This window comes from Micromonospora sp. NPDC050187 (genome assembly GCF_044459745.1).
In the GTDB taxonomy this organism is placed as follows: Bacteria; Actinomycetota; Actinomycetes; order Mycobacteriales; family Micromonosporaceae; genus Micromonospora.
In genome coordinates, this window is sequence record NZ_JBITJH010000001.1 from 237,834 (window position 1) to 252,548 (window position 14,715).

At 72.2% G+C, this 14,715-nt stretch carries 14 protein-coding genes; 6 read left to right on the forward strand and 8 right to left on the reverse strand.

What is annotated here, in order from left to right; translation table 11 throughout:
- Nucleotides 1–94 precede the first annotated feature (94 nt).
- The 4 genes from ACIBJE_RS01060 to ACIBJE_RS01075 all read right to left on the reverse strand — a co-directional run bounded on the left by ACIBJE_RS01060 (nucleotide 95) and on the right by ACIBJE_RS01075 (nucleotide 3,427).
- Complete coding sequence (locus ACIBJE_RS01060) at nucleotides 95–961, reverse strand: amino acid ABC transporter permease (protein WP_396741445.1); 867 nt, start codon at nucleotides 959–961, stop codon at nucleotides 95–97.
- A complete protein-coding gene (locus ACIBJE_RS01065) occupies nucleotides 958–1,614 on the reverse strand; it encodes an amino acid ABC transporter permease (RefSeq protein WP_396741447.1) in 657 nt (218 codons plus the stop codon). Before ACIBJE_RS01065 ends, ACIBJE_RS01060 begins: the two co-directional genes overlap by 4 nt.
- Nucleotides 1,615–1,688: 74 nt before the next feature.
- Nucleotides 1,689–2,624 carry a glutamate ABC transporter substrate-binding protein gene (locus ACIBJE_RS01070; protein ID WP_396741449.1) on the reverse strand — a complete coding sequence of 312 codons (936 nt, stop codon included), beginning with the start codon at nucleotides 2,622–2,624 and terminating at the stop codon, nucleotides 1,689–1,691.
- 56 nt (nucleotides 2,625–2,680) lie between these two features.
- Nucleotides 2,681–3,427, reverse strand: a complete 747-nt coding sequence (locus tag ACIBJE_RS01075; RefSeq protein ID WP_396741451.1) for an amino acid ABC transporter ATP-binding protein — start codon at nucleotides 3,425–3,427, stop codon at nucleotides 2,681–2,683.
- Nucleotides 3,428–3,703: 276 nt separating this feature from the next.
- Here ACIBJE_RS01075 and selD point away from each other — a divergent pair, with 276 nt between their 5' ends.
- Both selD and ACIBJE_RS01085 read left to right on the forward strand, forming a co-directional pair.
- Nucleotides 3,704–4,690: a selenide, water dikinase SelD gene (selD, locus tag ACIBJE_RS01080; RefSeq protein ID WP_396741453.1), complete on the forward strand. Its 987-nt coding sequence runs from the start codon at nucleotides 3,704–3,706 to the stop codon at nucleotides 4,688–4,690.
- Between the two features lie 184 nt (nucleotides 4,691–4,874).
- Nucleotides 4,875–5,354, forward strand: a complete 480-nt coding sequence (locus tag ACIBJE_RS01085; RefSeq protein WP_396741455.1) for a hypothetical protein — start codon at nucleotides 4,875–4,877, stop codon at nucleotides 5,352–5,354.
- A gap of 16 nt (nucleotides 5,355–5,370) precedes the next feature.
- Here ACIBJE_RS01085 and ACIBJE_RS01090 read toward each other — a convergent pair whose 3' ends face one another.
- Complete coding sequence (locus tag ACIBJE_RS01090; protein ID WP_396741457.1) at nucleotides 5,371–5,664, reverse strand: DUF2277 family protein; 294 nt, start codon at nucleotides 5,662–5,664, stop codon at nucleotides 5,371–5,373.
- Between the two features lie 53 nt (nucleotides 5,665–5,717).
- Here ACIBJE_RS01090 and miaB point away from each other — a divergent pair, with 53 nt between their 5' ends.
- Nucleotides 5,718–7,250: a tRNA (N6-isopentenyl adenosine(37)-C2)-methylthiotransferase MiaB gene (miaB, locus tag ACIBJE_RS01095; protein WP_396741459.1), complete on the forward strand. Its 1,533-nt coding sequence runs from the start codon at nucleotides 5,718–5,720 to the stop codon at nucleotides 7,248–7,250.
- Nucleotides 7,251–7,500: 250 nt separating this feature from the next.
- On the opposite strand, the gene ACIBJE_RS01100 is transcribed toward miaB, so the two are convergent.
- From ACIBJE_RS01100 to ACIBJE_RS01110, 3 genes are all read right to left on the reverse strand, one after another.
- On the reverse strand, nucleotides 7,501–8,499 hold the full coding sequence (locus ACIBJE_RS01100; RefSeq protein WP_396741461.1) for a polysaccharide lyase family 1 protein: 999 nt from the start codon (nucleotides 8,497–8,499) through the stop codon (nucleotides 7,501–7,503).
- 317 nt (nucleotides 8,500–8,816) lie between these two features.
- Nucleotides 8,817–10,418, reverse strand: coding sequence for a cellulase family glycosylhydrolase (locus ACIBJE_RS01105; protein WP_396741463.1), 1,602 nt, complete (start codon nucleotides 10,416–10,418; stop codon nucleotides 8,817–8,819).
- 236 nt (nucleotides 10,419–10,654) lie between these two features.
- On the reverse strand, nucleotides 10,655–11,863 hold the full coding sequence (locus ACIBJE_RS01110; protein ID WP_396741465.1) for a DUF349 domain-containing protein: 1,209 nt from the start codon (nucleotides 11,861–11,863) through the stop codon (nucleotides 10,655–10,657).
- Nucleotides 11,864–12,198: 335 nt separating this feature from the next.
- Between ACIBJE_RS01110 and ACIBJE_RS01115 the strand changes: the two genes are divergently transcribed.
- Genes ACIBJE_RS01115 through dapF form a run of 3 tightly spaced genes read left to right on the forward strand, consistent with a single transcriptional unit; the run spans nucleotide 12,199 to nucleotide 14,695 of the window.
- The gene (locus tag ACIBJE_RS01115; RefSeq protein ID WP_396741467.1) at nucleotides 12,199–12,921 is read left to right on the forward strand and encodes a class III extradiol dioxygenase subunit B-like domain-containing protein; all 723 of its coding nucleotides are present in this window, start codon (nucleotides 12,199–12,201) and stop codon (nucleotides 12,919–12,921) included.
- Nucleotides 12,846–13,823, forward strand: coding sequence for a tRNA (adenosine(37)-N6)-dimethylallyltransferase MiaA (miaA, locus tag ACIBJE_RS01120; RefSeq protein WP_396742206.1), 978 nt, complete (start codon nucleotides 12,846–12,848; stop codon nucleotides 13,821–13,823). The genes ACIBJE_RS01115 and miaA overlap by 76 nt, the downstream gene beginning before the upstream one ends.
- A 44-nt stretch (nucleotides 13,824–13,867) precedes the next feature.
- Nucleotides 13,868–14,695 carry a diaminopimelate epimerase gene (gene dapF, locus ACIBJE_RS01125; protein WP_396741469.1) on the forward strand — a complete coding sequence of 276 codons (828 nt, stop codon included), beginning with the start codon at nucleotides 13,868–13,870 and terminating at the stop codon, nucleotides 14,693–14,695.
- Nucleotides 14,696–14,715: the final 20 nt, after the last annotated feature.

Sequence of the window (14,715 nt, forward strand, 5' to 3'; positions counted from 1 at the left end):
CGGGGGGGGGGGCCCGGGCGGGGGCCGGGGGGGGGGGCCCCCCCCCGGGGGGGGGGGCCGGCCCGCCCCCCCCCCCCCTTCCGGGGGCACGTCCTCAGACGGCTCGGGCCGAGTCCGCTCCGGCGTCCTGGGCGGGCAGCACCTTGCCGGCCGTGCGGGGCATCCGGCTCAGCCGGCGCTGCAACCACCAGGCGAAGAAGGAGAGCAGGCCGCAAATGCTGATGTAGATCGCAGCGACCACAAGGTACGTCGGCACGTAGGGCAGGCCGAACGACAGTCGCCCACCGATCTGCTTGCCGACGAAGAGCAGCTCCGGGTACGTGATGATGAACCCGAGCGCGGTGTCCTTGAGCAGCACCACGAGCTGGCTGACGATCGCCGGCAGCATCGACCGGAACGCCTGCGGCAGCAGGATCAGCCGCAGTACCTGGTTCTTGCGCATCCCGATCGCGTACGCGCCCTCGGACTGGCCGTACGGCACCGCGTTGATGCCGGCGCGGAAGATCTCCGCCAGCACCGAGCCGTTGTAGAGGGTCAGCCCGATGACCAGCGCCCAGAGCTTGTCGATCGGCCAGCCGTACTGCAACGGCACGTAGTAGCCGAAGAAGATCAGGATCAGCAGCGGGATGGCCCGGAACAGCTCCACCACGAAGGTGGCCGGGGTCCGCAGGAACCACTTGTCGCTGAGCCGGGCGCTGGCGAAGACCGCACCGAAGAGCAGGGCCAGCACGGTCGCGAGCCCGGCCGCCTTGAGCGTGGCCCAGAGGCCGGCGAGGAGTTCCCGCTGCACCGAGGCGTACTGGAGCTGTTCCCACTTGCGTGCCTCGAACTGGCCGGTCTCGTTGAACCGGAAGATCACGAACGCGACGAGCGCGACGATGCCGACGGTCGAGACGACACCGAGGATCGCGTTGCGCCGGCGGGCCTTCGGCCCGGGCAGGTCGTAGAGCACCGACGTCATCGCGCTACCGCCCACTTGCGCTCGAGGATTCGTTGCAGGGCCACCAGCGGCAGGATCAGGATCAGGAAGCCGATGGTGATCCAGAGCAGCACGGCGAACTGCGGCTCACCGCGCTCGGACATGTACGACGGGATCGCGCCCGCCTCCAGCACCGAGAATCCGGCGGCGATTGTGGTGTTCTTCAGCATCGCGATGAGCACGCTCATCATCGGCGGCACCATCGCCCGCAGCGCCTGCGGCATCACGATCAGGGTCAGCACCTGACCGAACGTCATGCCCAGCGCCCGGGCCGCCTCGGCCTGGCCCGGGGCGACGGTGTTCACGCCGGAACGGATCACCTCGCAGATGAAGGCCGCGGTGTAGACGGTCAGCGCGATGACCGCGCTGGCGAAGTAGTCGATGTTGACGTCGAGCTTCGGTACCGCGAAGACGAGGAACGCGAAGACCAGGGTCAACGGGGTGTTCCGGACCAGGTTGACGTAGGTGGCGCCGAAGGCCCGTAGCGCGGGGACCGGGGAGACCCGCATCGCGCCGAGCAGCATGCCGAGGACGAGGCTGCCCACGGCGGCTCTCAGGAACAGTTGGACGGTGTTGGTGAAGCCGTCGACGAACAGGTCCTTGTTGTCCGTCAGGACGCGGAAGAACTCGCCCATGCCTCTCGCTCTCAGTCCTCAGCGCGGGTGACGGGCGGGGAGACCCCCGCCCGTCACCGCGTCACGAACGCAGGTCAGTACCGCTCGAGGGTGGGCGGGCTGGCCGGCGAGCCGGACTTGCCCAGCGTGCCGTCGTAGATCTTCTGCCAGGTGCCGCCGGTGAACGAGGCCTCCAGCTGGTCGTTGACGTAGTCGCGGAACGCCTTGTCGTCCTTGGGCAGGCCGATGCCGTACTTCTCGGTGCTGAACGGCTGGCCGACGACCTTCAGCTCGCCGCTGGCCTGCGCGGCGTAGCCCTTGAGGATGGCGTCGTCGGTGGTGACCGCGTCGACCTTCTTGTCGAGCAGCTGCGAGACGCACTCGGAGTAGGTCTTGAACTCGACGATGTTCTCCGGCTCGGTCAGCCCCTCGTCCCGGACCCTCTGGATCGGGGTGGAGCCGGTCGCCGAGCAGACCTTCTTGCCCTTGAGGGTGTCCTTGCCGGTGATCGCGCTCTCGTCCTTGCGGACCAGCAGATCCTGGCCGGCGACGAAGTACGGGCCGGCGAACGAGATGTCGTTCTTGCGCTTGTCGGTGATCGAGTAGGTGCCGACGTAGTAGTCGACCTCGCCACCCTTGATCGCGGTCTCCCGGTTGGCGGAGGCGATTTCCTTGTACTCGATCTTCGCCGGGTCGACGCCGAGCGTGCTCGCGATGTACTGGGCGACCTCGATGTCGAAGCCGCAGCGGGCGCCCTGCGCGTCCTTGTAGCCCAGGAACGGCTGGTCGAACTTGACCCCGACGACGACCTTGCCGGCGCTCTTGATCCGGTCGAAGGTCGGGCTGCCGGCGACAGCGGCGTCGGTCTTCGGGGTGAAGGTCGTACCAGAGGTCTGGCAGGTGTCGGCGTTGCTGCCACCGGGGGCGTTGCCGTCGCCGCTCGGCGTCGGGGTGCCCTCCTTGCCGCAGGCCGCGACCGAGAGGGCGAGCGACGCCATCATGGCTGCCGCCGCCACGCGCTTGAACCGCATGATCTTCTCCTTCTTCGACTGAGCTTGCCGGGGGACGGCGCGCTCCGGACGGACGCCTAGTGCGTGAGGATCTTGGAGAGGAAGTCCTTGGCCCGCTCGCTGCGCGGGTTGGCGAAGAACTCGTTCGGGGAGGCGTCCTCGACGAGCTGGCCGTCGGCCATGAAGATGACCCGGTTGGCCGCGTGCCGGGCGAAGCCCATCTCGTGGGTGACCACGACCATCGTCATGCCGTCGCGGGCCAGCGAGGTCATCACCTCGAGCACCTCACCGACCATCTCCGGGTCCAGTGCGCTGGTGGGCTCGTCGAAGAGCATCGCCTTGGGCTGCATGGCCAGCGCGCGGGCGATCGCCGCCCGCTGCTGCTGGCCACCGGAGAGCTGGGCCGGGAACTTGTCCGCCTGGTTGGCGATGCCGACCCGGTCGAGCAGCGCCATCGCCCGCTCCCGGACGACCGCCGCCTTCTCCTTGCGGACCTTGACCGGGCCGAGCGTGACGTTCTGCAGGATCGTCTTGTGCGCGAAGAGGTTGAACGACTGGAAGACCATGCCGACCTCGGAGCGCAGCCTGGCCAGTGCCTTGCCCTCGGCGGGCAGGGGCTGCCCGTCGAAGGTGATCGTGCCGGAGGTGATCGGTTCGAGCCGGTTGATCGCGCGGCACAGCGTCGACTTGCCGGAGCCGGACGGGCCGATGACCACGACCACCTCGCCCCGGCCGACCGAGAGCGAGACGTCGTTCAGCACGTGCAGCGGACCGAACCACTTGTTGACCGAATCGAGCACGATGAGCGGTTCGCCCGTCGTCACCGTCGTCCACCGTCCCTCGTCGTCGCCTGGGCGCGGAGGTCGGGCGACCTCCGGTGGGGCAACTCTAGGCGGGCCGGCATGGCAGAACGCAACTCAGCGGGTCACGGAGCGGTAACACCGGCGGCTATCGTGGCGCGAAGTCGGAGATCCGGCACCATTCGTCCGGCGGGCCGGCCGCGAACCGGGCAACGGGCCGCCGACCAGGGCGGTAGGCGCGCCGGGGTCGGCTGCCGGACCGGCGGCGTCCGGTGCGGTCGAGTGGAGGCGAGGCAGTCGATGGAACCAGTCCGATTGACCCGGTACGCCCGTGGTGGTGGCTGTGCGTGCAAGATCCCGCCCGGCGAGCTGGAACGGATGGTGTCCGGTCTCGGCCCGAGCGGCGGCACCGCCGAACTGCTGGTCGGCCTGGACCACGGGGACGACGCGGCGGTCGTCCGTCTCGACGAGCGGACCGGCGTGGTCAGCACCGCCGACTTCTTCACCCCGGTGGTCGACGACGCGTACGACTGGGGCCGGATCGCCGCCACCAACGCCCTCTCCGACGTCTACGCCATGGGTGGTACGCCGCTGCTCGCGCTCAACCTGCTCTGCTGGCCCCGGGACGTGCTGCCGCTGGAGCTGGCCCGGGAGGTGCTGCGCGGTGGGCAGGACGTGGCCCGCTCGGCGGGCTGCCATCTCGCCGGCGGGCACAGCGTCGACGACGAGGGACCCAAGTACGGGCTCGCGGTGACCGGACTGGTCCGCCCCGAGGAGTTGATCACCCTGGACGCCGGGCGGGCCGGGCTGCCGCTGTCGCTGACCAAGCCGCTCGGCGTCGGGGTGCTCAACACCCGGCACAAGGCCACCGGGGAGAGTTTCCCCGAGGCGGTGGCGACGATGACCACCCTGAATCGGGACGCCGCGCGGGCCGCGGTCGCGGCGGGGGTGCGCTGCGGCACCGACGTGACCGGGTTCGGGCTGCTCGGGCACGCCAGCAAGCTCGCCCGGGCCAGCGGGCTGACCGTGGCGCTGGACGTCGCCCGGGTGCCGTACCTGCCCGGGGCGCGGGAGGCGGTGCGGGACGGCCACGTCAGCGGCGGCAGCCGCCGCAACCTGGAGTGGGTCACCCCGTGGACGGACTTCGGCCGGTTCGGCGAGGACGACCGCCTGCTGCTGGCCGACGCCCAGACCTCCGGCGGCCTGCTGGTCGCCGGCGAGCTGCCCGGTGCCACCGTGATCGGCGAACTCCTTCCCCGATCCGAAAACCGGGTCGTCCTCCGCTGACGGCGGCACCATACCTGATGGAATGTCAGGTTTCTGTCATCTCCCGATGGTGGGGGCGTGGAAATTTTGCCCGGAATGGTCACAGACCGGTAACTTGCCCCCGCCTCGGGCCAAATCACCTCCACCATCGTGAGTAAGGCCCGATCCGGAGGCCCCATGGGAACGAGCACAGCGAGGAGGCGGCATGACCGAGCTGTGGAGCTGGAGAATTGACGGGGTACGGCCGGTGGAGGTCTACCCGGCGTTGGCGGAGGCGCTCGGTCGGGTGGTGATGCCGCTCGCCGCGGCCGATCCCGGTCGACTCCCGGTGCACGCGGTCATCTGCGACGTGTGGCAGGCACCGGGGGAGTTCGCCACCGTCGTGGACTGCTACGGGGTGCCCGAGGGGATCGGTGAGCACACCAGCGTGGCGGCGCTCGCCCGCCTGCTGGACCGCCCCTGCGTGCTGCGCGACGACACGCTCGACGCCGGGCGGCACCTGCTGGTCACCCCGGACGGGACGATCCGTCCGGTGCACTTCGAGGTCCGCGAGACCGACGACGGCGAGGAACTCACCGACCAGCGGCTGTGCACCCTGGCCCACCCCGGCTGCCGGGGCTGGTCCCGGTGTCACCGCTCGCGCTGGGCCCCCGACTCGGTGGTGCCCGCGCTCGCGGCGGCCTGACCGGGGGCCGTCCGACCTACTCGGCAGCGGCCGGGGACGCCGGTCGGGCGGCGGCGGTGGACGAGCCCGGTCCGTCGGCGGCGGGAGCGGGGTCGGGGCGCGCGGCGCCCCGGACCACGAGCTGGTCGAGCAGCGTCCGGGTGGCGGCGGCGACGGCGGTCACCGCCGCCTCGAACGCGGCGGCGTTGTGTGCGGCGGGCGCGCGGAAACCGGAGATCTTCCGGACGTACTGCAACGCCGCGGCGTGCACGTCCGCGTCAGTGACCGCCGGGACGTACGGCTCCCGCAGGGTCTTGATGCTCCGGCACATGGTTCCTCCTCGGTTCGGGCCGGTCCGTCCGGCCCGGATACGCTGTCACCGTCATGACTACCGCAGCCGTGGGCAGCCCGCGCACCTACCAGGTGCGTACGTACGGCTGCCAGATGAACGTGCACGACTCCGAACGTATCTCCGGCCTGCTGGAACAGGCGGGCTACGTGCGTGCCCCGGAGGCCGACGACCAACCCGACGTGGTCGTCTTCAACACCTGCGCCGTCCGGGAGAACGCGGACAACCGCCTCTACGGCAACCTGGGTCACCTGCGCCCGGTCAAGACCCGGAACCCGGGGATGCAGATCGCGGTCGGCGGCTGCCTGGCCCAGAAGGACCGGAGCGACATCGTCCGCCGGGCACCCTGGGTGGACGTGGTCTTCGGCACCCACAACATCGGCTCCCTGCCGGTGCTGCTGGAGCGGGCCCGGCACAACGCCGCCGCCGAGGTGGAGATCCTGGAGTCCCTCGACGTCTTCCCGTCGACGCTGCCCACCCGGCGCGAGTCGACGTACGCCGGCTGGGTCTCGATCTCGGTCGGCTGCAACAACACCTGCACGTTCTGCATCGTGCCCTCGCTGCGGGGCCGGGAGAAGGACCGCCGGCCCGGCGACATCCTCGCCGAGGTCCGCACCCTGGTCGACTCCGGCGTGCTGGAGGTGACCCTGCTCGGGCAGAACGTCAACTCCTACGGTGTGGCGTTCGACGAGGCTGGCGAGCCGAACCGGGGGCGCGGTGGCGGCCGGTCGGCGTTCGCCGAGCTGCTGCGTGCCTGCGGCGACGTCGAGGGCCTGGAGCGGGTGCGGTTCACCAGCCCGCACCCCAGGGACTTCACCGACGACGTGATCGCCGCGATGGCCGAGACTCCGAACGTCTGCCACTCGCTGCACATGCCGTTGCAGTCCGGTTCGGACGACGTGCTGAAGGCGATGCGCCGGTCCTACCGGGCCGAGCGCTACCTCGGCATCATCGCCAAGGTGCGCGCGGCGATGCCGGACGCGGCGATCACCACCGACATCATCGTCGGCTTCCCCGGTGAGACCGAGGCGGACTTCCAGCGCACCCTCGACGTGGTCCGCGAGTCCCGGTTCGCCTCGGCGTTCACCTTCCAGTACTCCAAGCGCCCCGGCACGCCGGCCGCCACCATGGACGGGCAGCTGCCCAAGGAGGTCGTGCAGGAGCGCTACGAGCGGCTGATCGCCTGCGTCGAGGAGATCACCTGGGCGGAGAACCGCAAGCTGGTGGGCGAGACCGTCGAGGTGCTGGTCGCCGTCGGCGAGGGCCGCAAGGACGAGCGCACCGGCCGGATGTCCGGTCGCGCCCGTGACGGCCGCCTGGTGCACTTCGACGCGGGGTCGCTGGCCGGCGCGATCCGACCCGGCGACATCGTGCACACCACGGTCACCTACGCCGCCCCGCACCATCTCAACGCCGACGGTGAGCCGGTGTCGCACCGGCGCACCCGGGCCGGGGACGCCGCCGAGGCGGGGCTCGCACCGCGTACCCCCGGGGTGCTGCTCGGCCTGCCCACGGTCGGCGCGCCGGCCGCGTCGCCCGCGCCGGTCACCGGCTGCGTCGCACACTGACGGGGTCGGGGGCCCCCCCCCCCGGCGGGCCCCCCCCGGTTTCCTCCCGGTAAGACCCAGATACCGCCCGCGCCCCCGCCCGCGGGCCCCATCGCCATGGCGCGGCGGGGGGGGTGCCGCGTGTGGGGGGGGGGGGCCGCCCGGGGGGGGGGGGGGCGGGGGCGGCCCCCCCCCCCCCCGGGGGGGGGGCCCCCCGGGGGGGGGGGGGGGCCCCCCCCCCGGGGGCGCCCCCCGACCGGTTTCCTCCGGGTCAGACCGAGATCCGGCCGGCGCCCGCGCCGGCGGTCACGATCGACTTGACGCTGCTGGGGGTGTCCAGCGTGTACGCGTACGGGATGCTGGCGACGCTGCCGCCGGCCTGCCCGTTGCCCGAGTTCACGAAGTGGTTGTTCCGGGCGACCAGGGTGCCCGGCCCGGAGCTGCCCTCACCGAGGTGGTACGGGTCGTCGACGTTCTCGAAGTAGTTGCCCTCGACGAGCACGCCGGCGCCCTCGGTGGACGCCACGCCGTAGCCGCTGTTGTCGTAGTAGTAGTTGTTGTAGACGTGCACCGGGTTGCCGAAGCGCACCCGGGGGTGGCGCTGGGTGCTGGCGTCGAACCAGTTGTGGTGGTAGGTCACCCGAAGGTGCCCCCGGTCCTGGCTGGCGTTGTCGTCGCTGTGCCCGAGCAGCATGGACTTGTCGTGGTTGTAGACCCGGTTCCAGGACACGGTGATGAAGTCCGAGCCGCGCTTGATGTCGACCGCGCCGTCGTTGCCGTCGGTGAAGGTGTTGTGGTCGATCCAGAGGTTCTTCGCGGACTGCTCGACGTTGATCGCGTCGTCGCCCCAGCCCCGGAAGGTCAGGTTCCGGATGATCACGTTGCTGTTGCCGTTGACGGTGAAACCGCAGCCGGAGATGGTCGCGCCCGGGTTGCCGAGGATGGTCTTGTTCGACCGGACCCGGATCATCCCGGAGCAGGAGATGGTGCCGGAGACCCGGATCACCGCCGCGCTGCTGGAGCCGACGGCGGTGGACAGCGCCGAGGCGTTGGAGACGGTGGTCGTCGGGGCGTTGCCGCCGCCGGTGGTGCCGCCGTTCTGGGTCGCCCAGCCGACCAGGGCGGTCGAGGCGGCCTGCGGGGCGGACCCCGGGCCGGCGGTGGGGCTGGCCTGGGCGGTGACGGAGGTGAGCATCCCGGCGGTGACCAGCGCCGCGGTGGCGCCGGCGGTGGTGGCGAGCAGCGTCAGGCGACGCCGTCCTGCGAGCATGGTGTGCTTCCCTTCATGAAGCGGTGGACACCCGGCCGGCGGACCGTCGGGACGCCGTGCCCAAAGCGGCGTCGGGGGTCGGCCGGTGACCGGGGGGACGGTTGTCCTTACCGTGCTGGACGTGCTGTTTCAGCTCCCGCACTACGCTTCGACCGGTCAGGTAAGCGCTTTCCCGATACAAACACAACCGTCCCCCGATGTAAACACCGTGTCACAAGTCGATCACCGATCGGCTTCGATTCCATGGGTCGACCCGCCCCGGACACGTGACGGCGGCCGTCACCGGGGACCGGTGACGGCCGCCGCCGGAGGGCAGGTCAGCAGGCGGTGTCGTTGAGCGTCACCGCGCTCGGCGTGCTGGCCGGGCCGTTGGCCGTGAAGCCGATCGTCACCGAGGCGCCGACGCCCAGCGAGGGGGTCCAGGTGGGCGCCGCCGCGGTCACCGTGCCGCCGCTCTGGGTCACCGTGGCGTTCCAGCCGCTGGCCAGGGTGACCCCGCTCGGCCAGGACCAGGTGACCCGCCACGGGTTGACCGCCGCGCCACCGGTGTTGGTGACGGTCAGCTCACCCTGGAAGCCGCCCTGCCAGGTGTTGGTCGTCCGGTACGCGACCGTGCACCCACCGCCCGGCGGCGGGGACGACGGCCCGCCGGTCGGGGTGGGGGAGGGGCCGGCACCGACCGGGGCGATCAGGTACGGCTGGAGGATCGCCTGCTTGGTGGTGTTGATGGTGGTCCAGTCGTCCAGGGCGATCCCACCGGTGTCACCGGAGTTCGGGTTCCACGACCAGTAGGTGAAGGACATCCCGTTGACCCCGGTGCCGGTGTAGGCCATCAGGCGCTCCAGCCAGACCTTGTCCCGGGGATCGGCGAGGGTGCTGCCGAACTCGCCCATCATGATCGGCGCGACGTTCTGCTTGTACAGGTAACCCCAGTACCTGTCCCAGATCCCGGGCAGGTTCGCCGGGAAGTCGGGGGCGTCGAACCAGGCCTGCTCGTAGACCGAGGTGGCGTACTCGTGCGGCGAGTAGACCAGCCGGTTCGGCACGCTCAGCCGGACCGGGAACTCGCCGGCCTTCGACAGGTTGCCACCCCACCAGCCGCAGTCCTCGTCGTTGCTCGGGTCGCCGTCCCAGACGTTGGAGAGGCCGCCGCTCGGGCAGCTCACCCCCTCCACGAAGATCAGCCAGTCCGGCTGCACGCCGAGGATCGCGTTGCCGGCCCGCTCGGCGGCCAGCCGCCAGTCCCGGGCCGGGACGCCACAGCCCCAGCAGGCGCCGGTGGCGTTCGGGTTGGTCCCCTCGGCGTGCGGCTCGTTGTGCAGGTCAGCGCCGATGACGGTGGTGTTGCCGGCGTACCGGCGGGCGAGCATCTTCCAGTCGTCGATCCAGGTCTGCTCGGAGACCGCCGAGGTGTACCAGAGCGCGGACTGGCCGCCGGCGGTCGGCCGGTGCCGGTCCAGGATGACCCGCATCCCCTTGCCGCCGGCGTACGCGATGACCCGGTCGAGGATCTGCAACGGGGAGAGCCCGACCAGGTCGGGGTTGACGAAGTCGTTGATGCCACTGGCCGTCGCGCCCGGCTTCAGCGCGTCGTTCGAGTACGGCACCCGCAGGGTGTTGTAGCCGAGGCGGGCCATGGTGTCGATCTGGTTGCGCCACGGGTTGGTCGACCAGAGACCGTGGAATGTCTTGTTGTCGGTCTCCATACCGAACCAGTTGATGCCGGTGATCCGGACCGTGGCGCCGGTGCTGTCGACGATCCGGTTGCCGGCCGTGTGCAGGTAGCCGGTGCCGGTGCCGGCACTCGCGGTGACGGCTGGTGCGGGGGTGGGGGCGGCGGCGACGAGCACGCCGACGGTCGCGGTCACCACGGCGGCGAGGACGCCGCCGAGCATGCCGCGACGGAGGGTACGGGACATTGCCAGAGCTCCATTCCGAGGAATCCGTGCCCGGACCTGCGGTGCGGAAGATGGCCACGCGTGCGTGGCGGGTGCCCTGGCTCCGTGCTCATTCTGGTCGCCGTCGATCGCGCCCGTCAACGCCGCGCCCGTCAACGCCGTGACGGCGGCCGTACCGGCGCGGTGACGGGAGCCGTCGCACGACGAAGCCCCCGCGCACCCGGAGCCCGGGGTGCGCGGGGGCTACCGATTGTCGGTCAGCCGGCCCGCTCGGCGAGCTGGAGGAACTGCCGCTTGGACGCGAGCGCCTGCTCGGCCTCCCGGATCCGCTTGGCGTCCCCGGCGGTCTGGGCGCGGGTCAGCCGCTCCTCGGCCTCGGCGACCTGCGCACGCATCTGGGCCAGCAGCGGGTTGTCCTGCGGGGCGGTACGCCGCCACGCGGAGTCCATCGCCTCGCGGACCCGGTCGTCCACCGCCCGCATCCGCCGCTCCAGGCTGGCCGCCGCGTCCCGGGGCACCCGTCCGGCCTCGTGCCACTGCGCCTGGATCTCGCGCAGCTTCGCCTGGGTGCCGCGCGGGTCGGCGTCGACGTCCAGCGCCTCGGCCTCGGCCAGCAGGGCCTGCTTGCGCTCCAGGTTGGCGCGCTGCTCGTTGTCGCGCGCCGAGAAGACCTCGCTGCGCCGGGTGAAGAACTCGTCCTGAGCCGCCCGGAACCGCTCCCAGAGCTTCTGCTCGGCCTCCTTCGAGGCGCGGGGCGCGGCCTTCCACTCCACCATCAGCTCCTTGAGCCGGTTGGCGGTGGCCGCCCACTCGGTCGAGCCCTTGACCGACTCGGCCTCGGCGACCAGCTGCTCCTTGGCGGCCTGCGCCTGCTTGCGCTGGGAGTCCAGGGAGGCGAAGTGCGCGCCCCGGCGCCGGGTGAACCCGTCCCGGGCGGTGGCGAACCGCTTCCACAGCTCACCATCGGTCTTCTTGTCGACCCCGCGGATGGTCTTCCACTCGTCGAGGATCTCCTTGAGGCGGTCGCCCGCGGTCTTCCAGCCGGTGGACTCGGCGGCGAGCTTCTCGGCCTCCTCCACCAGGGCGGTCTTGCGGGCCACGGCCTCGACCCGCGCGGCGTCGCGGGCCGCCCGCGCCTCGCCGGCCTTCTCCTCCGCGAGCGCGGCGAGCTTGTCCAGCCGGGCGGCGAGCGCGTCGATGTCCCCGACGACGTGCGCCTCGGCCAGCGAATCCCGGAGCCGGCGGACCGTGGTCAGTGATCCGCTGGCGTCGGCCGCACCCGAGTTGAGTCGGGCCTCGGCCAGGTCGACCTCGGTCACCAGGTCGGCGAAGCGGCGGGCGAAGTGGGCCAACCCCTCCTCCGGTGCTCCGGCCTGCCAGGATCCGACCACCCGCTCGCCCTCGGTGGTCTTGACGTACACGGTGCCGTCCGCGTCCACCCGTCCGAAGGCAGTCCAGTCGCTCATGTGCCCATCCTCGTTCTCCCGGCGTCGACGGGGACAGTCCCGTGATCGCCGCCACGGCGCAGCAAGTTTCTCCCCCGGCATTGTCACAGGTCCCACCGGGTCCGCGTCGAGCGCCTATCGCCGACCGTGACCATACGGTGTCCTACCCCGGACCGTCGTCTTTCGACGGTCGGCTTCTCGGTTGTTGACGTACTCCGTACGGTACGCCGCACCGACAGGGCTCAGCGGACAGCGGGGGCGACCGGGCCTTGGCAGCCCCACCGGCGCCGGGGCGCGGCCGGTGATCCCCGTGGGCCCCGGGGCGTCGGCCGCGCTCCGGCCGTTACGGTTGCCTGGTGTCCCTGGTCGCCGCCGCCGTCTGCCCGCACCCGCCGTTGCTCCTGCCCGAGGTCGCCGGAGCGGCCGCCGGTGAACTCGACGACCTGCGCGCGGCCTGCGACGCGGCGGTCGCCCGGCTGCTCGACGCCCGTCCCGAGCAGCTCCTGCTGATCGGCTCCGGGCCCCGGACGACCCGGTTCAACCCCGCCGACCACGGTTCGCTCCGTCCGTACGGGGTCGACCGGTACGTCCGGTTGTGGAAGGTCAACTGTGCCGGTGGCCCCCACCTCCCACTCAGCCTGACCATCGGCGCGTGGCTGGTCGGTCGCTCCGGCACCGGGCTGCCCCGGTTCGCCCACTCCGTCGCCGCCGACGCCACGCCCGACGAGTGCGACCGGCTCGGGGCGGAGTTGGCCGACGCCGTCGCCGGAAGGCGAACCGCGCTGCTGGTGCTGGGGGACGGGTCGGCCTGCCGGGGGCAGAAGGCACCCGGCTACGACGACCCGCGCGCGCAGCCGTACGACGACGGGGTGGCCGTGGCCCTGGCCGGCGTGGACACCGCCGCCCTGCGCGGCCTGGACCCGGGGATCTCGGCACAGCTGCGGGTCGCCGGCCGGGCCCCCTGGCAGGTGCTGGCCGGCGCGGTACGCGCGGCCGGCGGCGACTGGCGGGGCGAGCTGACCCACCACACCGCCCCGTACGGCGTGGCCTATCTCGTGGCGACCTGGGGGCGGGCGTGAGGGTCGTGGCGGTGGTCGGGCCGACCGCCGCCGGCAAGTCCGCGCTGAGCATCGCCCTCGCGCAGGCCCTCGACGGCGAGGTGGTCAACGCCGACTCGATGCAGCTCTACCGGGGCATGGACATCGGTACCGCCAAGCTGACCCCGGCCGAACTCGGGGGCGTGCCGCACCACCTGCTCGACATCTGGCCGGTCACCGAGCCGGCCAGCGTCGCCGAGTACCAGAAGCTCGCCCGCGCAGCGGTCGACGACATCCTCGCCCGGGGACGGGTGCCGCTGCTGGTCGGCGGCTCGGGCCTCTACGTCCGGGCGGTGCTGGAACGGTTCGAGTTCCCCGGCACCGACCCGGAGCTGCGGGGACGACTGGAGGCCGAACTGGCCGCCCGCGGCCCGGCCCCGCTGTACGAGCGGCTGCGGGCCACCGATCCGGCCGCCGCCGCCGGCATCCTGCCCAACAACGGCCGGCGCATCGTCCGGGCACTGGAGGTCGTCGAGCTGACCGGCGCGCCGTTCGCCGCCTCGTTGCCCGAACCAACCCCGTTCTACCCGTCGGTACAGCTCGGCGTCGACCGGGACACCGCCGTCCTAGACGAACGGATCGCCCGGCGGGTCGACCGGATGTGGGCCGACGGCCTGGTGGCCGAGACCCGCGAGCTGGTCGGCCACGGCCTGCCCGAGGGGCGTACGGCCAGTCGGGCGCTCGGCTACCAGCAGGTGCTGCGCTTCCTGGCCGGCGAGCTGACCGAGACCGAGGCGCACGACGAGACGGTCCGCGCTACCCGCCGGTTCGCCCGCCGGCAGCGCTCCTGGTTCCGCCGCGACCCCCGGGTGCACTGGCTGGACGCCGCCAGACCGGACCTGGTCGACCTCGCCCTGACGGTGGTGCGGGCCCCGCAGGAGTGAGGTCACCCGCCGGACGTCGCGGGCCGCTGCGCAATGATGGGGGCGTGGAGTTCACCAAGGGCCATGGCACCGGCAACGACTTCGTGATCCTGCCCGACCCGGACGGGAGCCTGGCGCTGACCCCCGAGCGGGTCGCCGCGCTCTGCGACCGGCGACGCGGCGTCGGCGGCGACGGCGTGCTGCGGGTGGTCCGGGCCGCCAAGCATCCGGACGGCGCCGGGCAGGCCGGCGAGGCCGAGTGGTTCATGGACTACTGGAACGCGGACGGTTCCTTCGCCGAGATGTGCGGCAACGGTGCCCGGGTGTTCGTCCGTTACCTCGTCGCCAGCGGGCTGGCCGCCCCGACCGACGGCCTCCTGCCGGTGGCGACCCGGGCCGGCGTGGTCCGCGCGCGCCTCGACGGGGAGACCGTCGCCGTCGAGATGCGCCGCCCGGACCCGTACGACGCCGGGGTGGCCACCCTCGGCGGGCTGACCCTGCCCGGCACCGCCGTCGACGTCGGCAACCCGCACCTGGTCTGCGCGCTGCCGGCCGGGCTGGACCTGGCCACGCTCGACCTCACCCGCCCGCCCGGGGTCGACCCGACGCTGTTCCCGGCCGGGGTGAACGTCGAGTTCACCAGTCCGGGTGAGCCGGTCGACGGCACCGACGGGCACGTGCTGATGCGGGTGTACGAGCGCGGCTCGGCCGAGACGCTCTCCTGCGGCACCGGGGCCTGCGCGGTGGCGGCCGTGGCCCTCCGCGACGCCGGCCGGGACACCGGCGTGGTGGCGGTCGACGTCCCCGGGGGCCGGCTGACGGTCACGATCGAGCCGGACTCCTGCTGGCTCGCCGGCCCCGCCCTGCTGGTGGCCACCGGCACCCTCCTCTGACCCACCCCACCCCACCCCAC